25 protein-coding genes, 1 other RNA gene and 1 pseudogene are annotated in these 22,667 nt (G+C 57.9%); 10 read left to right on the top strand and 17 right to left on the bottom strand.

Annotated features, from left to right (window positions below):
- Nucleotides 1-101: 101 nt before the first annotated feature.
- The 11 genes and pseudogenes from AC2FIZ_RS06980 to AC2FIZ_RS06930 all read right to left on the bottom strand — a co-directional run.
- Nucleotides 102-2,093, bottom strand: coding sequence for a CocE/NonD family hydrolase (locus tag AC2FIZ_RS06980; protein WP_496790805.1), 1,992 nt, complete (start codon nt 2,091-2,093; stop codon nt 102-104).
- A gap of 51 nt (nt 2,094-2,144) precedes the next feature.
- Complete coding sequence (locus AC2FIZ_RS06975) at nt 2,145-3,248, bottom strand: glycerate kinase type-2 family protein (protein WP_281994946.1); 1,104 nt, start codon at nt 3,246-3,248, stop codon at nt 2,145-2,147.
- Nucleotides 3,248-3,685, bottom strand: coding sequence for a D-aminoacyl-tRNA deacylase (gene dtd, locus AC2FIZ_RS06970; protein ID WP_271949362.1), 438 nt, complete (start codon nt 3,683-3,685; stop codon nt 3,248-3,250). The genes AC2FIZ_RS06975 and dtd overlap by 1 nt, the downstream gene beginning before the upstream one ends.
- A gap of 20 nt (nt 3,686-3,705) precedes the next feature.
- Nucleotides 3,706-4,374, bottom strand: coding sequence for a nitroreductase (locus tag AC2FIZ_RS06965; protein WP_271949366.1), 669 nt, complete (start codon nt 4,372-4,374; stop codon nt 3,706-3,708).
- Nucleotides 4,375-4,459: 85 nt separating this feature from the next.
- Nucleotides 4,460-5,569 (bottom strand): TFIIB-type zinc finger domain-containing protein, encoded by a 1,110-nt coding sequence (locus tag AC2FIZ_RS06960; RefSeq protein ID WP_281972708.1) that lies wholly within the window; start codon nt 5,567-5,569, stop codon nt 4,460-4,462.
- Between the two features lie 18 nt (nt 5,570-5,587).
- Entirely contained in the window at nt 5,588-6,079 is a 492-nt protein-coding gene (locus AC2FIZ_RS06955; protein ID WP_281994944.1) for a cytochrome b, read from the bottom strand.
- Between the two features lie 65 nt (nt 6,080-6,144).
- On the bottom strand, nt 6,145-7,293 hold the full coding sequence (locus AC2FIZ_RS06950) for an SPFH domain-containing protein (RefSeq protein ID WP_281994943.1): 1,149 nt from the start codon (nt 7,291-7,293) through the stop codon (nt 6,145-6,147).
- Between the two features lie 22 nt (nt 7,294-7,315).
- Complete coding sequence (locus tag AC2FIZ_RS06945; protein WP_496790803.1) at nt 7,316-8,320, bottom strand: DUF2927 domain-containing protein; 1,005 nt, start codon at nt 8,318-8,320, stop codon at nt 7,316-7,318.
- Nucleotides 8,289-9,479 (bottom strand): toxic anion resistance protein, encoded by a 1,191-nt coding sequence (locus tag AC2FIZ_RS06940; RefSeq protein ID WP_281994942.1) that lies wholly within the window; start codon nt 9,477-9,479, stop codon nt 8,289-8,291. The genes AC2FIZ_RS06945 and AC2FIZ_RS06940 overlap by 32 nt, the downstream gene beginning before the upstream one ends.
- A 31-nt stretch (nt 9,480-9,510) precedes the next feature.
- The gene (locus AC2FIZ_RS06935) at nt 9,511-10,425 is read right to left on the bottom strand and encodes a 5-bromo-4-chloroindolyl phosphate hydrolysis family protein (protein ID WP_281972709.1); all 915 of its coding nucleotides are present in this window, start codon (nt 10,423-10,425) and stop codon (nt 9,511-9,513) included.
- A 177-nt stretch (nt 10,426-10,602) separates the two neighbouring features.
- Nucleotides 10,603-11,409, bottom strand: a pseudogene (locus tag AC2FIZ_RS06930) (pseudouridine synthase); the annotation flags it as partial.
- A gap of 61 nt (nt 11,410-11,470) precedes the next feature.
- Between AC2FIZ_RS06930 and AC2FIZ_RS06925 the strand changes: the two are divergent.
- Entirely contained in the window at nt 11,471-11,926 is a 456-nt protein-coding gene (locus tag AC2FIZ_RS06925; RefSeq protein ID WP_282027560.1) for a nucleoside deaminase, read from the top strand.
- A 25-nt stretch (nt 11,927-11,951) separates the two neighbouring features.
- Here the strand turns inward: AC2FIZ_RS06925 and AC2FIZ_RS06920 are convergent, their stop codons facing one another.
- Together AC2FIZ_RS06920 and AC2FIZ_RS06915 are read right to left on the bottom strand one after the other, a co-directional pair.
- The gene (locus AC2FIZ_RS06920; protein ID WP_271949383.1) at nt 11,952-12,929 is read right to left on the bottom strand and encodes a nuclear transport factor 2 family protein; all 978 of its coding nucleotides are present in this window, start codon (nt 12,927-12,929) and stop codon (nt 11,952-11,954) included.
- A 7-nt stretch (nt 12,930-12,936) separates the two neighbouring features.
- Nucleotides 12,937-13,629, bottom strand: coding sequence for a metal-dependent hydrolase (locus AC2FIZ_RS06915; RefSeq protein ID WP_142636728.1), 693 nt, complete (start codon nt 13,627-13,629; stop codon nt 12,937-12,939).
- 58 nt (nt 13,630-13,687) lie between these two features.
- On the opposite strand from AC2FIZ_RS06915, the gene AC2FIZ_RS06910 reads away from it, so the two are divergent.
- Complete coding sequence (locus tag AC2FIZ_RS06910; protein ID WP_281994939.1) at nt 13,688-14,344, top strand: ceramidase domain-containing protein; 657 nt, start codon at nt 13,688-13,690, stop codon at nt 14,342-14,344.
- On the opposite strand, the gene AC2FIZ_RS06905 is transcribed toward AC2FIZ_RS06910, so the two are convergent.
- The gene (locus AC2FIZ_RS06905; RefSeq protein ID WP_281972715.1) at nt 14,335-14,898 is read right to left on the bottom strand and encodes a DUF4202 domain-containing protein; all 564 of its coding nucleotides are present in this window, start codon (nt 14,896-14,898) and stop codon (nt 14,335-14,337) included. The two genes, AC2FIZ_RS06910 and AC2FIZ_RS06905, sit on opposite strands and share 10 nt — an antisense overlap.
- Nucleotides 14,899-15,033: 135 nt before the next feature.
- Nucleotides 15,034-15,192, bottom strand: coding sequence for a hypothetical protein (locus AC2FIZ_RS06900; RefSeq protein WP_185956681.1), 159 nt, complete (start codon nt 15,190-15,192; stop codon nt 15,034-15,036).
- Between the two features lie 227 nt (nt 15,193-15,419).
- On the opposite strand from AC2FIZ_RS06900, the gene gatC reads away from it, so the two are divergent.
- The 7 genes from gatC to AC2FIZ_RS06865 all read left to right on the top strand — a co-directional run bounded on the left by gatC (nt 15,420) and on the right by AC2FIZ_RS06865 (nt 20,320).
- Nucleotides 15,420-15,707 carry an Asp-tRNA(Asn)/Glu-tRNA(Gln) amidotransferase subunit GatC gene (gene gatC, locus AC2FIZ_RS06895; protein ID WP_039536649.1) on the top strand — a complete coding sequence of 96 codons (288 nt, stop codon included), beginning with the start codon at nt 15,420-15,422 and terminating at the stop codon, nt 15,705-15,707.
- A 3-nt stretch (nt 15,708-15,710) separates the two neighbouring features.
- On the top strand, nt 15,711-17,198 hold the full coding sequence (gene gatA / locus AC2FIZ_RS06890; protein WP_281972716.1) for an Asp-tRNA(Asn)/Glu-tRNA(Gln) amidotransferase subunit GatA: 1,488 nt from the start codon (nt 15,711-15,713) through the stop codon (nt 17,196-17,198).
- Between the two features lie 39 nt (nt 17,199-17,237).
- Complete coding sequence (locus AC2FIZ_RS06885) at nt 17,238-17,930, top strand: hypothetical protein (RefSeq protein WP_281972717.1); 693 nt, start codon at nt 17,238-17,240, stop codon at nt 17,928-17,930.
- The gene (locus AC2FIZ_RS06880; protein ID WP_281972835.1) at nt 17,881-18,597 is read left to right on the top strand and encodes an N-acetylmuramoyl-L-alanine amidase; all 717 of its coding nucleotides are present in this window, start codon (nt 17,881-17,883) and stop codon (nt 18,595-18,597) included. Before AC2FIZ_RS06885 ends, AC2FIZ_RS06880 begins: the two co-directional genes overlap by 50 nt.
- A gap of 123 nt (nt 18,598-18,720) precedes the next feature.
- Nucleotides 18,721-19,136: RNase P RNA component class A (gene rnpB / locus AC2FIZ_RS06875), an RNA gene on the top strand.
- Nucleotides 19,137-19,417: 281 nt separating this feature from the next.
- Nucleotides 19,418-19,585: a 50S ribosomal protein L33 gene (gene rpmG / locus AC2FIZ_RS06870; RefSeq protein WP_007799108.1), complete on the top strand. Its 168-nt coding sequence runs from the start codon at nt 19,418-19,420 to the stop codon at nt 19,583-19,585.
- A gap of 228 nt (nt 19,586-19,813) precedes the next feature.
- Nucleotides 19,814-20,320: a hypothetical protein gene (locus tag AC2FIZ_RS06865; RefSeq protein WP_185956682.1), complete on the top strand. Its 507-nt coding sequence runs from the start codon at nt 19,814-19,816 to the stop codon at nt 20,318-20,320.
- Nucleotides 20,321-20,486: 166 nt separating this feature from the next.
- On the opposite strand, the gene AC2FIZ_RS06860 is transcribed toward AC2FIZ_RS06865, so the two are convergent.
- Nucleotides 20,487-21,266, bottom strand: a complete 780-nt coding sequence (locus tag AC2FIZ_RS06860) for a Bax inhibitor-1/YccA family protein (protein WP_142636741.1) — start codon at nt 21,264-21,266, stop codon at nt 20,487-20,489.
- 181 nt (nt 21,267-21,447) lie between these two features.
- Nucleotides 21,448-21,657, bottom strand: a complete 210-nt coding sequence (locus AC2FIZ_RS06855; protein ID WP_142636743.1) for a DUF1127 domain-containing protein — start codon at nt 21,655-21,657, stop codon at nt 21,448-21,450.
- Between the two features lie 125 nt (nt 21,658-21,782).
- Between AC2FIZ_RS06855 and AC2FIZ_RS06850 the strand changes: the two genes are divergently transcribed.
- The gene (locus AC2FIZ_RS06850; RefSeq protein WP_142636745.1) at nt 21,783-22,664 is read left to right on the top strand and encodes a LysR family transcriptional regulator; all 882 of its coding nucleotides are present in this window, start codon (nt 21,783-21,785) and stop codon (nt 22,662-22,664) included.
- Nucleotides 22,665-22,667: the final 3 nt, after the last annotated feature.

Raw genomic sequence — 22,667 nt, 5'->3', positions numbered from 1 at the left:
TCGTCAGCCCCTGACGGGTTTTTTTATTGACGCGCCAGTCAAGTTAGGCGCAATTCGGTTGGTCGAGCAAGAAAAAAGTCCGGCTCAGACCTGCTTGAATTTCACATATGATTACGCGGTACGGTATCCTCCTTAGTCTTTGAAAATACCAAACTGCCGTTTTCAAATGCCTTGAGTTCAGCACAGAGGTAGAAGTTTCCGGCGTCTGACCACATTTCGCAAGATGTTTCTGTACGCAGCTCTGTGCCGTCACGGATTATCTCTTGTGTCCAATGGCAATATCCGCGTGCAGATAACGGATCATCAGGGCGAATCGACCAACGTTCAAAGGCTGTTCCGCCATGTGTCAGGCCGTGGTGGTTGTCTGTAACAAGGCCAAAGTCATCTTCTATAATCAGATGAGTTTCCCCCGAATTCATGTCAGTTTCGACCTGTCGAGAGTTCCGGCTGTCTCGGACAGTCGTGATGTCGTGTGCGGCCTCGGCATCCGGGGGAGGGAATACATATGCCTCGCTAGCCGCGTGACGGATGGGCAGCTTGATTTGGCCTTCGGTCAGATGCAGTTCTGCAGACTCGGGCGAAGGCCAGATCAGCGGCCAATAGGCGCTGGATACCGCAATCCGCAAGTGGTGTCCCTTTGGCACCCGATAAGCGATATGGTCCAGATCCAGCGTGACCTCGTAAACCTTGCCAGGGACCAATTCGGTCGGTTGCGAATGGGTATCGCGATGGCACAGGTTAAGGACACCGTATGTTATGCGTGTTGTTGCCCCATCGGGATGGACGTGATTCAAGCGCACGGCCATCTGGGCATGGGGACGGTCGGCACTGATGTGCAGGCATATTTGCGGCGCGCCCACGATGTTCAAATCATTGGCCAGTGGGGCGCTGTCGAAGCAGGCCGAAAATGCATCATCCACACGCTGATCGCCCGGCATATCCGGCCCCAACCAGATGGCGCAGTATTCTCCACCTTCCATCCCGCAGGTCTGGGGGGATCGGATGCACATGTCCAGCGGTCCGGGTTGGTCCAGCCCAGCATTAGAGATATTCAGAGTTTGAATAGGAAGATGCGAGGTCGCGCCTTTATCCTCGGTTATCCAGCAACCGGGCCGTTCCTTGTACCAGCGCTGGGGGCGTACCCCATCCATAAGATAGGCGCGATAGTCGGGTTCCTGGTCGACGCCAGTATCCTGGCCTTTCAACCAATGGTCCCACCAACGCAGGGCTTCTTGCAGAAATCCGATTCGGGGCTCCGGAACAGCAAAATGCGGATACTTGTGAACCCAAGGTCCGACGATCCCCTTGACCGGAGAATCAAGCTGTTCAACCAATAAAGGCACCGTATTCTTATAGGCATCGCCCCAGCCGCCAACAGCCAAAGTCGCCGCCCGGATAGCGCTGAAATCCTCGCAGACTGACCCGTGACGCCAATAGGCATCCCGAGTCTGATGGCGCAACCAGACAGAGGGCAGAAAGGGCTCGTTCTCAAGGCGGTCCAGCCACAGCTCGCGCCAGTTCGGACGCAGGGCCGGATCGGGAGCGCGCGATGAATAAGACCACATGGTCGCGCCCCAGCCGAGATTTTCGTTCAGCAGGCAGCCACCCTTGTAGTGGATGTCGTCCGCATACCGGTCGGCGGTCGAGCACAGCGTGATAATCGCCTTCAGCGCCTCTGGCTGTAGTGCCGCCACCTGCAAAGCATTGAAACCGCCCCAACTGATCCCCATCATTCCTACAGAACCAGAGCACCACGGTTGCTGCGCCAGCCACTCGATAGTTGCAACTGCATCGTCCAGTTCCTGCTGGGTATACTCATCCTCCATCAGCCCTTCGCTGTCACCATTGCCGCGCATGTCCACGCGGATGCAGGCATAACCGCGCTTGGCAAACCAAGGATGGGTCAGGGCGTCTCGTGTCGCAGTGCCGTCGCGCTTGCGATAGGGCAGGAACTCCAGAATGGCAGGTACAGGGTGGCTTTCTGCATGCGACGGCTTCCATATCCGGGCTGAAAGCCGGCACCCATCCGGCATGTGAATGCCGACATCTGGCAGGTCTTCGATGTCGAGTAGCGAATTGTCGGCTGGATTCATTCGGTCAGTCTCGGGGCCAAAAGGGATTTGGTGCAGGTGAAAATCGTCAAATCAGCCTCGGATTGCGACAATAAGGTCCATTACGTTGGTTCCGGTCGGTCCGGTGACGAAAAGAGCATTTGCGCGTTCCAGATAGCTGCTGCTGTCAGCATCCCGCAGCGCCTTTTCCGCACCATCGCCCCAGGTGGTCCCGTCAACAATCGCCCCCGCGGCCTGGGTTGGCCCGTCGGTGCCGTCGGTGCCCCCGACAAGCAGCGTCAGCCCAGCAATACCCGCGATTTCTCTGGCCAACGCTAAAGCGAGGGCCTGATTGCGCCCACCCTTGCCTGGATTTCTGGGCAGCACGACAGTTGGCTCTCCACCGAAAACCATGACGCCCTCGGGCATATCGCGCAGCCGTGGCCCCAAACGGGCTGCTATGCTTTTCAGGTCATCGTGCAGGCATTCCTCATTCGCTAGAACGGGTGCGCCCTCGGCCATGGCCTGTCGGACGGCGGCAGCACGGGCATGCTTGTTCGATGCAATGATGTGCGCAACTCCCTGAAAATCGCGCGGCTCAGGAAGTGCGCCAATGCCCGATCCGATAACGTTCAGGTCATCGCCGGGCACATCGGAAATCGCCAGAACAGTCGCCTTCGCTCCTTTGAACTGGGCCAACAGGCCAGACCCTTTGATTTGGGACAGTTTGCGCCGTTCGGCGTTCATTTCAGAGATATTCAACCCTTCCGACAGCAGTTTTCGGTTTAACTGCTCCAGATTCGCCAGCGTTTTGCCGGGTACAAGGTCCTCAGCCAAAGACGAGGCCCCGCCCGAAGCCAGCAGCAGCAAATGCGAAGATGATCCCATCGACTGGACCATCTCACGCAGTGCGCGGCCCGCTTGCAGACTGCGGATATCAGGAACGGGATGAGAGGCCTCGATCACCCTGACATGGTCAGGCAGGGCGTCCCCGTGGCCATCCTTGGTGACAACTAGCGCGGGGAGGGGGCCGAAATGGTCCAGCGCTGCGCGGGTCATCGCCGCCGCAGCTTTGCCGACAGCCAGAATTTGGTTGGGTTGCTCTACATCGTTCAAGGCGGATAACGTCGCCGCATATCCACCAACCGCGTCAACCCCGGCCTGCCATATTCGGGTTGCCTTTTGCCTTTGCTCCATCAGCTTTCGACCCAGATCGTGACCGGGCCGTCATTGACCAGTTCGACGGCCATATCCGCCCCGAATTGACCGGTTTCGACAGGGACGCCAAGACCACTTAGCCGATGCGCGAAAACCTCATACAAGCGTTTTCCAACCTCTGGCGGTGCCGCTTCAGAAAACCCCGGGCGGTTCCCGCGCGAGGTATCAGCGGCAAGTGTGAACTGGCTGATTACTAGGGCCGAGCCGCCCGTATCCAGAACCGACCTGTTCATCTTGCCGGCCTCATCCTTGAATATCCGCAGCTTTGAGACCTTGGCAGCAAGCTGTTCGGCCTTTTGGTCGTCATCCCCCTGCATCGCGCAAACCAGTATCAGCAGGCCCGGACCGGTTTGTCCGATCACCGTACCCTCGACCGAGACTTTTGCCAGCGAGACCCTCTGCAACAGCGCACGCATTTGGTTCCTCCATTTGATGGTCAGTCGACCCACTCGACAAACGCGTCGGGCGCGGCGCGACTGGTTCTAAACCTGTTGGCCGGGTGGTCTTTGTCTGCATAGCCGAAAGAGATCGCACATAGGATCAGACGGTCATCCGGGATGTTGAAATATCGGTGCAGAAAAGGGCCATAGCTGGCCACTGCGGCCTGCGGAATTGTCGCTATGCCCAGAGCCTGCGCCGCTAGGGTGAAGGCCGTAACAAAGCCACCACAATCCATCGCGCCATAAGCGCCGAGTTCCGTTGGGCTGGATATGATTGCACAATGGGGCGCTCCGAAAAGGGCGAAATTCTCCATCATCTGCCGGGTGGACCCGGCGCGATCTCCGCGTTCAACGCCAACGGCTTCGTAAAGGGCCCAGCCGCATTCACGGCGGCGTTCCTGGTAGATGCCCGAATAGGAGGCAGGAAAGGGCAGGTCCGGGGATGGCGTGTCCGCGGTTACCTCATCCTGCAGAGCCTTCCGAAACTTATCGGTCTCTGGCCCGCTGGTGATGGTCACGTTCCAGGGCTGCGCATTGCACCAGCTTGGAACGCGGGCTGCGCTGGTCAGGATCTGATTAATCTGATCCTTTGGCACCGGGTCAGACAGGAAGGCGCGGCAGGAATGCCGTTGATCCAGTAGACTGTTCAGAGCGGATAGTGTCACACAGGCCTCCCCATCGGCGTTGACAGGGCGCAGGATGAGGTCAGACTGGCGGATGTTCAAGTGCTGATGCGGTTAGCCGGTCACGTCATTGCTGACCGGTTGCCACCATGTAACCAACACCGGCAGCTACCAAAAGGCCAAGGCACACGGCGACAGAGATCTTGAGCGCTGACCAGGGACGTTCCCCCTGAACGCGCCCGGTGCGGCCGTTTACTACAAACCTGTACGTCTGCCCCCGATATTTGTAGGCGGCCATCCAGATCGGCAGGAGGACATGCTTGAAGGTCACATCCCGCACATCGGTCTCAACCGCATGAACGCGCTGCCGATCGCCACCAATATCAAAGCGTACATCCCGTTCTATCACGCGGGACATATGTGTGCGGGCTTCGGTGTAGCCGTCATTCAATTCGACTGTATAGGCCTCGGCCCGAAAACCGGCGAGGTACTCAGGCTGATACGGTTCCAACGCGGGTAAATCCCAGGGTTCCAGCGCGTCGGTGTACTTCTTGGGCAAAGACTGGGATGCCAAAACCAGAACGTCATCAAAGAACCGTGCGACCCGGCCCGATTTCGGGGACCATCTCACCTTGGCGACCCTTTGCTGTACACGCTTGCCATCGCGCATGACGCTGCGTGTTTCATAGTAAACTATGCCGCGCTCGCCCCGATATGTGGATTTCGTATCCGCATCGAAGGTCCAGTATGGAACATAGATACCCTGCATCTTGCGCCCTTTGCGGGCATAATCCTTCAACCCGTTTGGGGCGAACCATAACCGTCCCAGCCAGTCTCCCATCGCCTTATGCGCAGTGCGTTCATCCAGCGCAAAGGGCAGCACGCCGCGGGGTTTGATGTGACGGCTGATGCCGGTATCCGTCACTACTGGGGTTGCGCAAAAGGGGCATTCGGCTGCGTGCGTGGCCGGGTCAAATTCAACTTGAGCCGCACAGTTGGGGCAGGTCAGAACACGCGTTTCCTCGATCTCATCGTCAGGCAGCTGATCCGAAAGCGCACTGTTGAAATCCAGCTCTTTCAGGCTGGAACCGCCCCACGGTCCGGCGCCAATTGCCTCTGAGTGACCGCAATGGTCACAGGTGAGCGTACCGTCACCGGGATTGAACCGATAATCCGCCCCGCATTGATCGCAGGGAAAGCGGTGTTCGTCTACAATGTTAGGGTCGGTAGGGGCCATTGAAGTCTCGAATTTGCGTTATCGGCCAGAGGACAGGCGCATCCGGTTCAGCACCCCGTCCCGTTTGATGAAATGATGCCAGATGGCAAAGGCAGCGTGACCTAATGCGACGAACAACAGGGCATTGCCCACGGTTTCGTGGACCTCACCAGCAACATGGATACCCCCGAACCAGGCCAACATGCCGAAGATTGGCACCGCGACCATCAGCGCATAAAGCAAGAGATGTCCCAACTTTGCTGCGGTCGCCATCAGGGCCGAGCTCTCCTCAACCGGGGCAGGCGCGCCCTGTCGCCACCGAAGAAGGATGCGGACCAGGATCAGCGCAAAGACGATGCAGCCAAGCCAGACATGAGGGGTGGCCCCTTCTGTCCAGACCGTGTTGCCCTCGAGCCGGGCGTGCAGGGCCCGTCCCATGCCATCGCTGCTGATCCATTCGCCGATGATGATCACAGCGATCAGCCAGTGCAATACGATTTGGGGCTTTGAGTAGCGGTCCAAAGTAGACATTCGTTTGCTCTTTCAGAGAGGTTGCGGATACGCGTTAAACGTTGCTGCCTAAGCTTTCCGTCACTTCAGGCTCCGGGCGGGGGCGGCGGCAAGATCGTGAACAACTGCGCCAGTTCCTGTACCTCACCCGCCTTTTTCCAGCCGTCCTGACCGGCGGTCCAGACATGGGTGTCTCGTGTGATCTCTCCGTCTGTCGCCATGCGGCCCATCTTGGCCTTGGAAAATGGCCCGCTGGTTTGCCCGTCAACGGCGATATGCCAGACATGTTCCACTGGCGGTGGCGGCGGAGGCGCCGTATGCGCCGCAGGTTGCTGGGCAGCGGGGGCGGAACCGCCCCACGGACCGCTCGGCTGACCCGCTGCCATGTTCGACATCTGCTGTGCCATGGCCATGCCCATTCCCATGCCAAGGCCAGCGCCCATGCCACCGCCCTGACCGGGATTGTTGGCCGCGGCTGTCATCGCCTCAGCGGCTGAATACTGGGTGAATTTACCCAGATCACCAGCCAGCCCCATCGATGTCCGCTTGTCCAGCGCCGCTTCAACTGCGGGTGGCAGTGAGATGTTCTCGATGTAAAATTCAGGCATCTCCAGCCCGTACCCGTCCAAGACCGGGGTCACTTCTGCCGCGATCAACTTGCCCAGATCGGCGGTATTGGCGGCCATGTCCAGAACCGGAATGCCTGATCCTGCGATGACCCGGCTGAATTCCTGAACGATGATATTGCGCACCTGAAAGCTGATCTCGTCCATCGTGAACTCACCATCGGTGCCGACGATTTCGATCATGAATTTTGCTGGGTCTTTGACCCGGGTTGTATAAGTACCGAAAGCGCGAATGCGGGTCGGTCCGAATTCCGGATCGCGCAGCATGATCGGGTTCTTGGTGCCCCATTTCAGGTCATTGAAGCGAGTCGTGTTGACGAAATAAATCTCGGATTTGAACGGAGACTGAAAGCCATGGTCCCAATGCTGCAGTGTCGTCAGGATCGGCATATTGTTGGTCTCAAGCATATAGAGACCGGGAGTGAAAACATCCGCCAGCTGCCCCTCATGCACGAAAACGGCCGCCTGGCCTTCGCGCACGGTCAGTTTGGCGCCGTATTTGATCGCATGGCCCTCGCGTTCGAACCGCCAGACCATCGTATCGCGGGTGTCGTCGACCCAGTGGATGACGTCGATGAACTCGCCGGTCAGAAAATCGAAAATACCCATTTGGGGTCTCCTTATCTTGGGCTCACAGCTGCTGGCCCATCAGTTCGCGCGCAATGATCCGCACCACGGGACGCGCGTCTTCGACAGCCACGCCAGGCTCAAGACGCGGGTCATAGAGCATTGTCAGTAATTTCTCGTCATGGCTGGTCAGCAGCGCAAATTCATCGTCATCATTAAAGATGGATGGTCGCGCAGCGTTGCTGTCATTGGAGAGTCCCAGCCCCTGCGCCATTTCTTCGTGGATGCAACTGCGCCGCAGCATATCAGGCAATTCAGCACGGATCAGCACCACCGCCCGAACAAACCGGTGCAGGGACCGGTTGGTCGGAGACGCGATGACAAAACAGTCAATATTTGAACGCGGGTTTGCAACCAGGTCAAGCAATGGCTGATCGATACCCGGCACAAGCTGTTTCAGGCGGGAGACCACGTATGCACTGTCATCCTTTCCCGCGAAAAAGACATGGAAATTTGCCTTGCGGGTAACGACAGACATCGGATGACCGGTCACTTTGGACAGCCGCGCGGTAAAGGTCTCGACCTGTTTGGCATCCTTTGCCCGCATTTCGGGGGACACGGACGGGGCGAATTCTGTCTGAACACGGATGGGGGCGGACCATCGGCTAAGCTGGCCCTCGGTCGAGTATGTGGTCGCGGTGACGGCGTGATCTGGATACTCGTTGAAAAAGGCAATCGTCTCGAAATTGCGCTCCAGATCGCTGGCATCATAGGGTGTGTCCGGCCCGCCGCCATCGCTGCGCAGCATACCACGCGTCAGCAGGTCACGTTCTACCCGCTGATAGAACCGCGCAAGATCCTGACTGGCCGCAGATGGAGGTACAAAGGCATTAGGGGCAGGCGCTGGGGGGGCTACGGGGCGCGGTTGAGGGGCAACCGAAGACGTCAGGGCCTCGTCGCAGTTGGCCAGCGCCAGCAATGCGACCAGACCCAATACAGGCTTCAGATATCCCTGTGACCGCACCTTCAATCCACCATTAGCCCGGAACAGCTGTTCCGGCGTTGTCACCGATACCGTCCTTGCGCGCTTTGGCTGCGGCCAAAGTGTCGCGCAGTTCGGTTTCCATCTTCTGCAGCTCTTGCTCGGCAGCGGCGCGTTTGGCCTTGCCTTCATCCGCAATCTCCAGGCTTTCATTGATGGTTCCGATCAGATCGGCATTGGCCTGTTTTACGGCCTCGATATCAAAGACACCGCGCTCCATTTCCTGACGGATCACCTTGTTCGACTCGCGCAGGTTGGCGGCATTCGCAGTCAGAAGGTCGTTGGTTAGGTCATTCGCATCGCGCACGGCGGCGGCGGCCTCGGCGCTGCGCTGAATGGTGACGGCTTGAGCCAGCTGGGTTTCCCAGAGCGGCACGGTGTTCACTAGGGTCGAGTTGATCTTGGTCACCAGGGATTTGTCATTTTCCTGAACCAGACGGATCGAGGGCAGCGACTGCATGGTGACCTGTCGCGTCAGCTTCAGATCATGCACCCGGCGTTCCAGATCATCGCGCGCAGCACGCAAATCGCGCAGCTCCTGCGCTTTCATCACCTGATCCTCTTCGGGCGCGGCCTGAACCTCGGCCTCTTTCTGAGGAATGTCCCGGCTGTCCAGTTCGTTCAACTTCTCTTCGCCGGCTGCGATGTAAAGCGCCAGCTCATCATAAAAGCCCAAGGTTTTTTCATACAGGATGTCCAGGGACTTGATGTCCTTCAACAGCGTATGTTCATGCGAAAGCAAGTCATCCGTGATCCGGTCGATCTGGCCTTGAACCTGTTCGTATTGGGCGGTGAACTTGGCGAACGGGGCGGCCTTGCCCAACAGTTTTTCCCACCAGCTACGCTCGCGCCGCACGTCGAGTTCGCTGACCGAGAATCCACGGATCGTGGTCACGATATTACGCAGGCTGTCACCTGCCGGACCGACATCCTTGTTGCGGACATCCGCCAGCATCGCCTGGCTGATTTCCTGCAACTCGGCCTGCGCACCCGAGCCGAAGGACACGATGGAATTCGTGTTCCCCATGTCGATCTCGCCCATGCGTTTACGAATTTCAGCACCTACAGGCTCGTCGGCCTCTTTCAGAAGGACAACTTCCGCCGTGGGGTCGGGCAGGGCTACGGCGGTCACTTCCTGTACCAGCGTTTCGGCTTCGACTGCCTTGTTCTTTACTTCCTCGGACATGGGGTAATCCTCTCTGTATACTTTGGGCCGGTCAGTCCAACCGAACGCCTTCGCGCTGCAACCGTTCGCGCAGCACGTCAATTTCAACCGTCAGATCGCTGCGGTCATCCAATAGCATCTTACGGGTCCTGGCAGAGAAATTCTGTTCCAGGTCATCCAGTAGAGACGAGTAATTCTGCAGCGACTGTGCATCACGTGTTCTGGCATAAACATCCGAGAATTTGACCGTCGCGTCACGGGCACCCTGCAGATAGACGGTCAGGTATTTTCTTGCTCCGGCCAGATCGCGCGGGTCTTCTTCGACGGTGCGAAACAAATCGCGGGCAGTTTCCTGAAATCGCTCGACCCGCGCTTCGATCCGGCGGTCCCCAGCACGTTTGATGGCGTCGGTCATTTCGGTCAGATGCGCCTCAGCGTCTTCGACTACCCGTGCGACACGGTCCTGCTGAAAGGTATCGATGCCTTCCATGCCTTTGTCTGACATAGGGTCCAGGCCGAAGGAAACGGAATGCAACACAGCAGCGGCGGTGCCGAATAAAACTGGGGCGATGAGGCTGGCGTCAGACACGGTTGCCGCATCGAGAAACTCGGATCGGTATGAGGCCAATCCAGCCCCAAGGCCGGTCAGAACGCTGGAAAATATCTTGCGGGGAATTGCAGGGCGCCGGGCTGTGCGCCGCGCGTTATAGGCCGCTTCGGCCCGCAACCCTTCGCGCAGCAGAAAGGCCGCCCCGGTCAGCAAACCAGCGGCAACAAGTCCAATGGTCATCCCGATTGCACCGTCGTTCAGCGACAGAAACACCAATGGAACAGCCGGGATAAACAGTATATTAGCTCGCGCGCCAGCCGGTTCTACGCGCGCGCCATCAAACTGACCGCGCGCCGGTTGATCTGTCGACGAATCTGAGTCGTGTGGGCTGTATTTGCCGCCAAAGCGTTTGGCCATGTGCTTACAGCCCTCCCAGTAACCCGGTGCAGACGCCGAACAACAGAACCAATAAGGCCACGTAGGCCAGTTTTTGTACTCCGGACCCGGACATGATGCTCCCTGAGTTTCTCTTTGCGGAAAACTTAGGGGATGCGCGGCCCCGGCGCTAGGGGGAAGGTTACCTAACCCTTATCATTTGCGAGATTTCTTGCCGATCGGAGGCAGTTTGCGCTGTGGTCGTGCAGGGCGTTTGGCCGGAGCCTCGGGCTCAGCCTCAAGACCAAGCTGATCACGCATGACCCGGCGGCGAATTTCCTCGACCTCTCCGGGTTTCAGTTTGCCCAACTGAAACGGGCCGTACGAGACGCGCAGCAACCGGTTCACGGCAAAGCCGATATCCTCGATCGCGCGGCGGATTTCGCGATTTTTACCTTCGCGCAGGCCAATGGTCAGCCAGGCGTTTGCGCCCTGTTGCCGATCGAGTGTTACTTCCATCGGTTGGAACCGTTCACCCTCGATCACCAGCCCCTTTCGGAGCGGCGCGAAATCCTCGTCTTTTGGACGCCCGTTTACACGGACGCGGTATCTGCGCAGCCATCCGGTGGCAGGCAGTTCCAGCTTGCGCTTGATGCCGCCATCATTTGTCAGCAACAGCAACCCTTCCGAGTTCAGGTCAAGCCGCCCGACGCTCATGACGCGGGGCATGTCCTCGGGCAACTTGTCGAAGATCGTCGCGCGGCCTTTTTCGTCCTTCGTCGTCGTAACCAGACCGGGTGGCTTGTGGTACAGCCAAAGACGTGACGGTTCCGGCTCGGACACCGGCTTGCCGTCGACGGTGATCTTGTCTTTGGCGGTAACGTTCAGCGCGGGGCTGTCGATGGTCTTGCCGTTCACAACCACACGACCTGCTTCGATCATGCGTTCCGCTTCCCGGCGCGAGGCGACGCCAGCGCGGGCAAGGACTTTGGCGATCCGGTCGCCTGGAGGAGGGGTATTAGTCATTTGCAGCCCATAGCGCATCCCGCCGCCTTGCGAAAGGCAGGTTTCTGATGCAGTCAGAGGCATGGAGTTCAGATCGTATATGGATATCGCGCTTGAGCAGGCGCGCGAAGCCGGTGAACGCGGCGAAGTTCCGGTAGGGGCTGCTATCGTGCTGGGCGACCGGGTTGTCGCCGTGGCAGGCAATCAGACACGCGAGTTGAACGACCCAACCGCACATGCCGAGATACTGGCCGTGCGCGCCGCCTGTGCTGCGACCGGATCGGAACGCCTGATTGACCACGACATCTATGTCACACTAGAACCCTGCGCGATGTGCGCCGCGGCTTTGGCCGCCACTCGTGTTCGGCGGATCTATTACGGGGCCTCTGATCCCAAATCGGGTGGGGTAGCCCATGGGGCGCGGGTGTTTTCCCATCCACAGTCGCACCATAAACCCGAAGTGTTTGACGGTATTGCCGCCAAAGATTGCGAAGCCCTGCTGCGCGAATTCTTCGCCGAAAAGAGGGCCAGTAAATAATCTGGGTTGGGACCGGCCTGCGGTGCTAGGGTTCGGCCCAGTCCACGCGATAGACCGTCTGTGGCCCACCGAACCCCTTTAGTTGAGCCGAAATCGGAGCGCTGAACTGCAGCCCGGCGGTCGCGCCCAGCAGCAATCGGGTAACGTCGGTGACAAGAATTTCATTCGCGCCACAAAGGCCAGTCACCCGTGCGGCCTTATTGACCACCGATCCAAAGAAATCCTCGTCCCGCTGAATGACATCGCCGGTATGAATGCCAACCCGAAGACCCAAGGGTATATCCGACTGTAGGGCCGCATTTTCCCTTTGGAATTCGGTCGCCGCTTGGATCGCGTCGTGGACAGAGGAGAAGATCGACATCGTGCCATCCCCAAGTGATTTGACCAGTCGGCCGCCATGGGTGTGAATTAGATTTTCAGCCAGATCGAAATGGCTGGATATGAGCGCGGTCCATTTGTGATCTCCGACCTGACGCGTGATTTCAGAAGAACCTGCGATATCAGTAAACATGACCGAAGCCGCGCCCTCTTGTTGATCCTGAGTGAATTCCTGCCGAGCTGCCGCGATCAATGCGTTCAGCGCTTCATGCTCGATCCCGATTTTCTCCATGTTCGAAGTCGGGTTGGAGACATGCATCTGGATCATCTTCCAGACACCGTTTTCCAGATGCAATACAAAGGTGAACCTATGGAGTGTGGCTTTGCCGTTTGATGTGAATGCAAGTGTTGCTTCGCAATGGGCCCATCCTATGTCACCGCATTCAAACGCCTCGAGCGAATGTTCGTCCCAGCTGAAATCCGGAATTTCGCGGGTGTGGTCGGCAAAGCCCTGGCGGAACACCTGTCCGGACCAGCTTTCGCCATCTGCCGACCCCTGATACCGCAGATGTTCAGATGACGAGAGCAGGTTCATCAGCGCGGCGCGATCCTTGAGGCGAACCGCATCATTCCAGCGCCGTATGACAGCGACCAGTTCTGGGGAGGGTGTTACCGCGTTACTCATCAAGCGGCTACAGCTTGATGGCTTGCATCAGCTGCGGTTCGATCACCTCGACACCCGGCAAACCGTCCGCCAGCACCTGCGCGGATTGCTCCAGAATCGGGAAGGTCTTGTAATGGCAGGGAATCACGGTTTTGAAATTGAAATAGCGCTTTGCAGCATAGGCGGCGCCTTTCATGTCCATGGTAAAGTGGCCCCCTGCGGACAGGATACCTATATCGGGTTTATAGTAATCCCCCATCCAGTCCATATCGGCCATGATATCGGTGTCGCCCGAAACATAGAGCATGTGCCCCTCGGATGAGATCATGAAACCGACCTCGCTGCCGCCGGTGCGCAGCCCGTCTGGGGTCGAAAATGTCGAGCTGTGCGAGGCGGGTACCATCGAGACCATAACACCGTTCAGGTTGACCGTGCCACCTTTGTTGAAGCCGACTGTTTCCAGACCCTCGGCTTCGCTCCAGTACCCCATTAGGTCATACTGACCGACCACGGGGACGTTCAGATGTTTGGCCAATGAGACAACGTCAACAACATGATCGAAATGCGTGTGTGTCAGCAGGATATGTGTCGCGCCTTCCAAAGCAGCGTCATGCTGATCTTCAGGCAAAACGGGGTTGCCGGTCAGCCAAGGGTCGATCAGCAGAACCTGTCCTGCTGTTTCAATGCGAAAGCTGCCATGCCCAAGCCAGATGATATTCATGAAAAGCACTCCCAAATGAACTGTTGGCAGCAGACTAGCATCGGGTATGTAAAATTTCATGGATTGGTTTCGGGAAATTGACAGTTATTGCGAGCGCTTATCGCCTGCCTATTGGGCAGAGCCGATAAATGCGGTTACGAATGCCGCCTTTTTGATTGCGGCTTTCATTATGTGGCGGCGGGTGCGCGGGCCGGGGATGCCATTGGCAATAATGCTTGTGGTTATCCTGGTCGGCATCGGAATTGGCAGTTATTTGTTTCACACCCATGCACAGGTCTGGTCCGCGTTGGCGGATACAGCACCCATCCTGCTTTTTATCCTGACCTATATTTTTGCAATGAATCGCGACGTCTGGCAGTTGCGGCCGCTTTACGCGTGGATCGGCGCGGCCCTGTTTGTGCCATATGCCGCTTTGACGATTCCGGTGTTCCAACTGATTCCGGGTCTGGGCGGATCGGCCGCCTATGCTCCGGTGCCGCTATTGATCCTGATTTACGCAATCCTGTTGTCGAAACGCCGGCCTGATACCGCCCGCGGGCTGGCGACCGGCGCAGTGATCCTGATCGTGTCGATTACCTTTCGCGCTTTGGACGCACCGATTTGCATGCAGTTCCCGACTGGTACGCATTTTCTGTGGCACATCCTGAACGCCACGATGTTGGGCTGGATGATCGAAGTCTACCGCAGGCACCTAAGCCGTGCGTCTCAGGCCTGAAACGCAGCAGCCAGTTCTGCCGGCAGGTCAAATTCGGCCAGAACCCTGGTGCGTGCATCGGATGACATCTTACGCGCGGTTTTCTCGACAATGCTGAGGATTTTTTCCTGCGAGTGCTTTGCGGCGAAGGGAGCGAAATACCATTTGAGGAACACAAAACAGGCCACATCTTCCAGCGCCTGCACCTCGTTGTCACGTTTGATACCCTGCTTGCGCACCATGCGTCCGGCGTCTTGGATTTCGTTCTCTTCAAATCCGCACTGCTTCATCAAGGTCATGACGGTTTGCGCATGGTGTTCGCCCTGCGCCTTGCGCCAAGCCAGATACCCGGCGCGCCCTTCGGGATATTCACTTCGGGCCAGCTTCCAGCGTTCAACATGTTGCCCGCGTGCGGCGATCTCAAGCGAGTTCGATGCATCGGGAAAAAGCCTGGCCAGTTCAGCGCTCATGCGTTGTCCGTAAAGCAACGCTGCGGGTTGGCCGTTCTCTAAGGTTGGATCTTGGGTGTTGGCTGCGTCGATTGCGTCCAGGACTGCCTGTTTTCGCGCGCTCATTCTATGCTCCGTGGGCTTGCCGGAAATCCGGCGGTGTGTTCGGACGCATCGTAGCGAGTCGGCAAATCAAACGCAGCAGTCAAATGCGAAATTCCGGGTCGGAGAGGGGGATCCGACCCGGACGAAGTTGTGGCGTCAGTTACCCAGCTTCGTTTTGTCCTGTGTAACTGGTTCGGAAACCTGATCGGGGAAAGACAGGTCGCGGGTTAGCGAACCCATGGTGGGTCCGAATGCCTGAGCTTGCGTAGCAAGAACAGTAGTGGCCAACACAAATGCGGTCATGAGCGTTTTCATCATCTTACTCCAGTTAGTGGCTGTGCCATGCTGTAAGAAGTGAACGGCGCAGTTCACTTTTTCAAGGCGGATTCTGAACTAATTGGTTTACTTTTGTGCATAGGCGCTATGCATTTTTGTATGGCTAAGCCGCCTCCTTGCATAGAAGGGGCAGAACAACCGCCTGCTACCCTTGCGACCGAGGCATCAGACAGGTAAATGCCCCCTGACGCATATGAGGTTTTCCGATGTCGATTGACCAAAGCACCGCCGCAAAGGTGGCCAAACTGGCCCGGATCAAGGTCGAGGATGACGCGCTGCCTGCGCTGGCATCCGAGTTCAACACCATTCTTGGGTTCATCGAACAGTTGAATGAAGTGGATGTCGACGGTGTAGAGCCGATGGTTTCGGTCGAACCGATGCGCCTGAAGCGCCGCGAGGATGTGGTCACCGACGGCAACCAGCAGGACAAGGTTCTGGCCAATGCCCCCGACGCACGCGAAGGTTTTTTCGCAGTCCCCAAAGTGGTGGAGTAAGACATGAGCGATCTGAACAAACTTGGCCTGGCCGAAGCCCGCGACGCCCTGCGTGCCGGTGATGTCACCTCGGTCGAGCTGACCGAAGCCTGCTTGACCGCCATTGATGCAGCAGATGCGCTGAACGCTTTTGTTCATAAAACCCCCGAGATCGCGATTGAACGTGCCAAGGCAGCGGACGCGCGCATCAAAGCGGGTGATGCGCCGTCGATGTGTGGCCTGCCGATCGGCATCAAGGACCTATTCTGCACCAAGGGCGTGCTCTCGCAGGCAGCCTCAAAGATTCTTGAAGGCTTCAAACCTGAATACGAATCTACCGTTTCGCAGCAACTGGCCGACGCGGGTGCCGTGATGCTGGGCAAGCTGAACATGGACGAGTTTGCCATGGGCAGCAGCAACGAAACTTCGGTCTATGGCAATGCGGTCAGCCCGTGGCGCCGTGGCAATGACGACGCACAGCTGACACCGGGCGGGTCCTCCGGCGGATCGGCTTCGGCGGTGTCAGCTGATCTGTGTCTGGCCGCCACTGGCACCGATACTGGCGGCTCGATCCGTCAACCAGCGGCTTTTGTCGGGATTACTGGCATCAAGCCGACCTATGGCCGGTGTTCGCGCTGGGGCATCGTGGCCTTTGCATCCTCACTGGATCAGGCCGGGCCGATGACCAAGAATGTCCGCGACGCGGCGATCATGCTGGAAACCATGTGCGGTCATGACCCCAAGGATTCCACCAGCGCCGAGTTGGCCGTCCCGAATTTCGAGGCCATGCTGACCGGCGACATCAAGGGCAAGAAGATCGGTATCCCCAAGGAATACCGGATGGACGGCATGCCCGCCGAGATCGAAAAACTCTGGGCAGATGGCGCGGCGATGCTGAAGGTCGCAGGGGCCGAGATCGTCGACATTTCGCTGCCGCATACCAAATACGCGCTGCCCGCCTATTACGTGATTGCGCCTGCCGAGGCGTCCTCGAACCTGGCGCGCTATGATGGTGTCCGCTATGGCCGCCGCGCGCAGTTGGGGCAGGGCGACGGCATCACCGAGATGTACGAAAAGACCCGCGCCGAGGGCTTTGGTCACGAGGTGCAGCGCCGGGTGATGGTCGGGACATATGTTCTGTCGGCGGGTTTCTATGACGCCTATTACAACCGCGCCCGCAAGGTCCGCACGTTGATCAAGAAAGATTTCGAGGACGTTTTCGCCGCCGGTGTTGACGCCATCCTGACCCCGGCCACGCCTTCGGCGTCGTTCGGTCTGGGTGAAATGACCGAGGCGGATCCGGTTCAGATGTATCTGAACGACGTCTTTACCGTGACGGTCAACCTTGCTGGTTTGCCGGGCATATCGGTTCCTGCAGGTCTTGATTCTCAGGGTTTGCCGCTTGGTCTGCAGCTGATTGGCCGTCCATGGGACGAAGGCGATTTGCTGAACACGGCCTATGCGCTGGAAAGCGCTGCGGGCTTTGTGGCCAAGCCGGGGAAATGGTGGTAATCCTCTGATCAACAAGACAACGTAGAACGGAGCAGCTGGATGCGCTTTTCGATTCTGATCCCCGCAATCGGGTTGATGGCCGCCTGTAACACGGTGGCCCCGGTTCAGGGTACAGGGTTCAACACCCCGACTTATCAGGCGCAAAGAGAAGCTGAGCTGGCAGGGCAGGGCGGCACTGGAAGCCCTCTGCCGGAACCCTATGAGGTCTCGCAGCAACCCTTGGGCTCGCCCACATCCGGCGTGGATGGCGCTGACCTGGCCACCGCCACTGCTGCAGCGCTTGCAAGCACCTCGACGCAGGCGGCCGCCGCTTCAGCATCGGTGCCGACTGCGAGCAACAGCGGCATCTCTGACGAACAGGATTTTGCTGCGGTTTCTGAACGTCGCAGTATCGAAACCGATGCTGCTCGAATCGAACAGAACAGCCAAACCTATGAGGTTGTCGCCCCAACCGCGGTTCCGCAACGCGGAGCGGATGGTCAGCCAAACATCGTCCAATACGCGCTGAGCACATCCAATCCGGTCGGTGCCCAGCTTTACAGCCGTGCAGGGTTCAACCTGCAGGCCAAGGCACAGCGGAATTGCGCGAAATTCCCATCGGCGGACCAGGCGCAGATCGAGTTCCTGTCAAATGGCGGTCCCCAGAAGGACCGCAAGGGGCTGGACCCTGATGGCGACGGATATGCTTGCGGCTGGGATCCCAGCCCGTTCCGCAGTGCCGTCAACAACTGATCCTCAGCCCATCTGGCACCCATCCCCCAATTTCGGAGACCGCCGAGATGGGTTGGTGCCGTCATTGATCGTTTTGCACTACACCGCAATGGACAGCGCGCAGGCTGCGCTGGATCGCTTGTGTGACCCGGCCTTCGAAGTCTCTGCGCATTACCTGATCGGTTCCGATGGCACGCTTTGGCAAATGGTGCGCGAAGAGGACCGGGCCTGGCACGCCGGGGCAGGGGAGTGGCGCGGGCGAACCGATATCAACTCGCGTTCAATTGGGATAGAACTGGACAATCTTGGCACCCATCCTTTTCCTGAACCTCAGATGACCACGCTTGAGTGGCTTCTGGCCCGTATCATGGCCCGATGGGCGATTGCACCGGACGGGGTTATCGGCCATTCCGACATGGCTCCGGGGCGCAAGGTCGACCCCGGCCCTCGCTTTCCCTGGCAACGGCTCGAACATCTCAATCTTGCTGGCCAACGTGGCCAGGATGATGGCCCGCAAGAGGCCTCGATGCCGCTGTTCCGTGCGTTGGCGCAACAGATGGGCTTTTCGCCCGAAACGGACGACGACACACTGCTTGCCACCGTGCGTCTCAGATACCGCCCTTGGGCCAAAGGCCCGTTGGAACCTGCGGATTTCACCTCGCTCGGCCATGCGGCGCTCTGGACCTGATCGGCTTTTCATCTGACCAAAAATATCTCGGGGCTGAATTGACCGCAGGCCAAGAAGGGGCTGCCCCTTAACGCCCTATCGGCCCTTGACGCGGCCTGACACTGCGCATACCCACGTCTCCGCGCGGAGGGCCGGATGGCTGCTGGGGCGTAAGCCCGAGAGGAAAGTCCGGACTCCACAAGACAACGGTGCCGGGTAACGCCCGGGCGGGGCAACCCGACGGAAAGCGCCACAGAAATCAGACCGCCACGACGTGTCGAAGGTTCGCCTCCGGCAAAACGTGGTAAGGGTGAAACGGTGGGGTAAGAGCCCACCGCGCCCCTGGCAACAGGGGTGGCACGGCAAGCCCCACTGGGAGCAATGCCAAATAGGGTCCCCACGCGGGCAGGTCGGCGTCCGCCGATACCGCCGCTAAGTGCGTCTTGGCCGAGAGGGACCGGGTTGGCAGCTTGAGCCGTGCAGCAATGCACGGCCTAGAGGAATGGTCATCGAAGGGGGCAACCCTGGAACAAGATCCGGCTTACAGGCCCTCCGCGCGTTAATATTGCTAAGACGAATCGCGTTGTTCCACAGGTGGGTCACGGCTGGAGTCATCCTTTGATACAGGTCTTGCTGTGGCTGCTGAGCTGGCATCCCTTGTGGCCGAAATGGCCGCGTTAAGGTCTGCGATAAGCTGGGGGCAGGGACGATCTTGTGTTTTGATGAAATCTGCGCCGATCTACCCGAATTCAGGTTGACTCGGCTGCATGACCGGGTAAAAGCGCACGCTCATAGGAATTCAACCGAAAGGCCCCTGCCTTTTCGGACGCAGGAGATAACCATGGCGAAGCCGACGACAATCAAGATCCGTCTGAACTCGACCGCGGGCACGGGCCACTTCTATGTGACCAAAAAGAACGCGCGCACCATGACCGAGAAAATGACCGTTCGTAAATACGACCCGGTCGTTCGGAAGCATGTCGAGTACAAGGAAGGCAAGATCAAGTAATCTGCCGTCCTGCTTGGACAGAATGACAAGGGTCCTGTTTCGACAGGGCCTTTTTCGTTTGCGCGACGATGTTTCATACCTGAATCTATCGGCTCAAGGCAGCCGGAGCGCGCTTGGAGGCCGTTGCAGCTAAGCATCAGCAGCCGAGGCATTCGTTTGCCCGCTGGGTTGCTTTTTGGAATGTATTGCAACTACGCTTGAGCTAACCGTTCCAAAATGTTGGCCGTCATGAAAAAAATCTTGTTATCCACAGCAACTATTCTGGCTCTCGCAGCCTGTGAAGACCCCTATAACCGCGAGGGTGTTGGCTTTACGGGCATTGATGGTGAGCCGCGGAGCATCAGCGAAGTGCCGGGTGCGGCGGCGTTTGTTCCAGAGTCCACCAATGTTCCGGCAGAGTTGGCAGAGCTGCCCCCGGTCCGAGTTTCAACGGACGAGACCGATCCGGGTAAAATTGCACGTGTTGCAATAGAAAATGGCGCGCGCAGCGATACCAGCGCAGTAGTCGTTTCTGGCTCAGATACAAACCTGTTCCTGAGCACTGTTGAAGTGAACGGAACGCTTTTCGGCGTCGTGCGTACCGAAAATAGCCGCACCAGGGTTCCGAATACGATTGGTGCAAACTTTGGTACTGGCGCCGAACAATTCACTGGCTGCTTGCCTGTCGGCGACGTTTATCGCAAAGGTTCAGAAAAGCGCAGTTCCGGATTTGCTGTTCAGTTGAACTGCAGCTAAAGTTCCGTTCGCTTTCAATTCCAAGGCCTCGTCATCAGGACGGGGCCTTTCTTTTTGGGAGCACGTGGCGAGGAGCTGACCGCAGGGCGACCTGCTGCAGGCCGCAAAAGAAAAGGGCGGGTCGTTTCGGACCCGCCCTGTTTATTTGCTGCTGTAATGCGGTGTGCTACTCTTGTTGCCCCATGAACATCAGCAAGAACTGGAACATGTTCAGGAACGAGATATAGAGGCTCAGCGCGCCGTCTATAGCCGCTTTGTTCAGCCATTCCTGGTCACCATGTGTTGCATGCGCAACGTAGGTGTTTTTGATGTCCTGTGTGTAGAACGCCGTCAGGCCAGCAAAGATAATCACTCCGATTGCCGAGATCGCGAACATCATCGCAGGCGATTGCAGGAACATATTTATGACCATCGCCACCAGCAGGCCGATCACACCCATAATCAAGAATGTGCCCATGCCGCTTAGATTGCGCTTGGTGGTGTAGCCAAACAGGCTCAGACCAGCAAAGGCAATCGAGGTCACAATGAACGTCTGCGCGATCGAGTAAGGAGTGTAGATCATGAACACCGAGCTCATCGAAACGCCCATAACGGCCGCGAATACGAAGAAACCCAGTTGCACCGCCGCAGCCGACCCGCGCCGCATCAGCGCGCCCCAGCCAAAGATCAGGAATGCCAGCGGTGAGAACATCACTATCCATTTCAGCGGCGACAGGAACAGGGTGCCGCCCAGGCTGGTCAGATAACGATCAGCGCCGATCTGAGCAACTGCGTTGCTTGGATCTGAGGTCACGGCAAGACCAGCAATAGCCCAGGCCGCGAGTGCCGTAATCAGCATGCCCACGGACATTGTGCCGTAGACTTTGTTCATATGGGCGCGCAGGCCCTCGTCAATCTGGGCAGCGCGCGTACCGGTCGCCGTCCGGATCGTGTCAAATTGTGCCATTAAAAGGTCTCCCTCCACATATTCTTTTTGCGTCCCGATGTCAGGCCGCGCTCCTCGCAAATATCGTCAAGTGCGGGCTGTGTTTCAAGGGTTTAACGTGGGAAACAGGCTAAAACACGCAACAAAAATGGCGGCTTCGAGGTGTCAGCCGCCATTCAGTGGTAAAAGTAGTGGATTAGGTTCATTTTTGCCAGAATTCCGGAGCATCCCATATGCGGCGTTTTGCTTCGGCTTCGGCTTCTTCACGGGTAATGCCGATATCGAGAAGGGCGCGGTCGTCCAATCTGGCGAGCTGACAGCGTTGGCGCCGTAGCGATAGCGCATCCAGAACAGAAGTGAGCTTAAAGCGCTGCCGTGGCTTGCAATATGTTGAAGCTGTGATTTGCGTCATAGCCTTGTCCTTTCGGTTTTGCTGATGTGTTGTGCCTATTGCATCAACTTCCTTGATTTATATGGAGGGCTGTGACACATTTTGAAAATGAATATTATTGAACACATCCATAAGGAATCGTGAAGATGCGAAATCTGGACATCACCACTCTCCGCTCCTTTGTGGCAGTTGCCGATCAGGGTGGCGTGACGCGGGCAGCCGGTTTCCTGCACCTGACACAATCTGCCGTATCGATGCAGCTAAAGCGGTTGGAGGAGCTTTTAGGTCTGGAGCTGCTGGACCGAAGTGGCAGAACCATCGCGCTGACAGCGTCGGGAGAACAGCTTTTGGCCTATGCCAGACGCATGATCTCGTTGAATGACGAGGTGATGTCCAAGCTGACGGATCAGGCCTATGAGGGCGAGGTCGTTCTTGGTGTGCCGCATGATATCGTCTATCCGGCGATTCCCCGGGTGCTGCAGCGATTCAACGCGGATTTCCCACGCGTCCGTGTGCAGCTTATCTCCTCCTATTCGCTGCAACTGAAGGATATGTTTAAGCGCGGAGACTGCGATTTGATCCTAACGACCGAGGCGACAGTGGGGCAGGGGGCCGAGACGATTGCCGAGCTTCCTTTGCGCTGGATTGGTGCGCCGGGCGGGTCTGCCTGGCGAAAACGCCCCATTCCGCTAGCGCTTGGGCGTCGGTGTCTGTTCAGGCCGCAGGTCATTGCTGCGCTGGATGCGGCTGGAATTCCCTGGGAGCTTTCGGTGGAAACCGAAAACGACCGTACTATCGAGGCAACGGTCAGCGCCGATTTGGCGGTTCATGCCATGCTCGAAGGGACAGAGGCCGCACATCTTGCCCAGATCGATTCGGGTGGCGTCCTGCCCGAGCTTCCTGCGCATATGATAAATCTGTATGGCGGCGAAACTGGCCGCGGGGCCGTGGTTGAGGCGTTGGCGACGCTGGTGCGCCAGAACTTTCGTTTGCTTGGGGGGGTGCCGCTCAAAGCCGTTGTCGGTTGATCA

The sequence above is a fragment of the Ruegeria sp. CDSB022 genome (assembly GCF_059611145.1).
This window is presented reverse-complemented; position numbering and strand designations above follow the sequence as displayed.

Coding starts and splice junctions, on each gene's coding strand:
- AC2FIZ_RS06925 (WP_282027560.1), top strand. CDS start 11,471: ATGGAGTTCAGATCGTATATGGATATCGCGCTTGAGCAGGCGCGCGAA.
- AC2FIZ_RS06865 (WP_185956682.1), top strand. CDS start 19,814: ATGAAAAAAATCTTGTTATCCACAGCAACTATTCTGGCTCTCGCAGCC.
- rpmG (WP_007799108.1), top strand. CDS start 19,418: ATGGCGAAGCCGACGACAATCAAGATCCGTCTGAACTCGACCGCGGGC.
- AC2FIZ_RS06910 (WP_281994939.1), top strand. CDS start 13,688: ATGGATTGGTTTCGGGAAATTGACAGTTATTGCGAGCGCTTATCGCCT.
- AC2FIZ_RS06950 (WP_281994943.1), bottom strand. CDS start 7,293: ATGGGTATTTTCGATTTTCTGACCGGCGAGTTCATCGACGTCATCCAC.
- gatC (WP_039536649.1), top strand. CDS start 15,420: ATGTCGATTGACCAAAGCACCGCCGCAAAGGTGGCCAAACTGGCCCGG.
- AC2FIZ_RS06855 (WP_142636743.1), bottom strand. CDS start 21,657: ATGACGCAAATCACAGCTTCAACATATTGCAAGCCACGGCAGCGCTTT.
- AC2FIZ_RS06975 (WP_281994946.1), bottom strand. CDS start 3,248: ATGGAGCAAAGGCAAAAGGCAACCCGAATATGGCAGGCCGGGGTTGAC.
- AC2FIZ_RS06885 (WP_281972717.1), top strand. CDS start 17,238: ATGCGCTTTTCGATTCTGATCCCCGCAATCGGGTTGATGGCCGCCTGT.
- AC2FIZ_RS06915 (WP_142636728.1), bottom strand. CDS start 13,629: ATGAATATCATCTGGCTTGGGCATGGCAGCTTTCGCATTGAAACAGCA.
- AC2FIZ_RS06955 (WP_281994944.1), bottom strand. CDS start 6,079: ATGTCTACTTTGGACCGCTACTCAAAGCCCCAAATCGTATTGCACTGG.
- AC2FIZ_RS06920 (WP_271949383.1), bottom strand. CDS start 12,929: ATGAGTAACGCGGTAACACCCTCCCCAGAACTGGTCGCTGTCATACGG.
- AC2FIZ_RS06960 (WP_281972708.1), bottom strand. CDS start 5,569: ATGGCCCCTACCGACCCTAACATTGTAGACGAACACCGCTTTCCCTGC.
- AC2FIZ_RS06860 (WP_142636741.1), bottom strand. CDS start 21,266: ATGGCACAATTTGACACGATCCGGACGGCGACCGGTACGCGCGCTGCC.
- AC2FIZ_RS06900 (WP_185956681.1), bottom strand. CDS start 15,192: ATGAAAACGCTCATGACCGCATTTGTGTTGGCCACTACTGTTCTTGCT.
- AC2FIZ_RS06980 (WP_496790805.1), bottom strand. CDS start 2,093: ATGAATCCAGCCGACAATTCGCTACTCGACATCGAAGACCTGCCAGAT.
- gatA (WP_281972716.1), top strand. CDS start 15,711: ATGAGCGATCTGAACAAACTTGGCCTGGCCGAAGCCCGCGACGCCCTG.
- AC2FIZ_RS06880 (WP_281972835.1), top strand. CDS start 17,881: ATGCTTGCGGCTGGGATCCCAGCCCGTTCCGCAGTGCCGTCAACAACT.
- dtd (WP_271949362.1), bottom strand. CDS start 3,685: ATGCGTGCGCTGTTGCAGAGGGTCTCGCTGGCAAAAGTCTCGGTCGAG.
- AC2FIZ_RS06940 (WP_281994942.1), bottom strand. CDS start 9,479: ATGTCCGAGGAAGTAAAGAACAAGGCAGTCGAAGCCGAAACGCTGGTA.
- AC2FIZ_RS06850 (WP_142636745.1), top strand. CDS start 21,783: ATGCGAAATCTGGACATCACCACTCTCCGCTCCTTTGTGGCAGTTGCC.
- AC2FIZ_RS06935 (WP_281972709.1), bottom strand. CDS start 10,425: ATGGCCAAACGCTTTGGCGGCAAATACAGCCCACACGACTCAGATTCG.
- AC2FIZ_RS06905 (WP_281972715.1), bottom strand. CDS start 14,898: ATGAGCGCGCGAAAACAGGCAGTCCTGGACGCAATCGACGCAGCCAAC.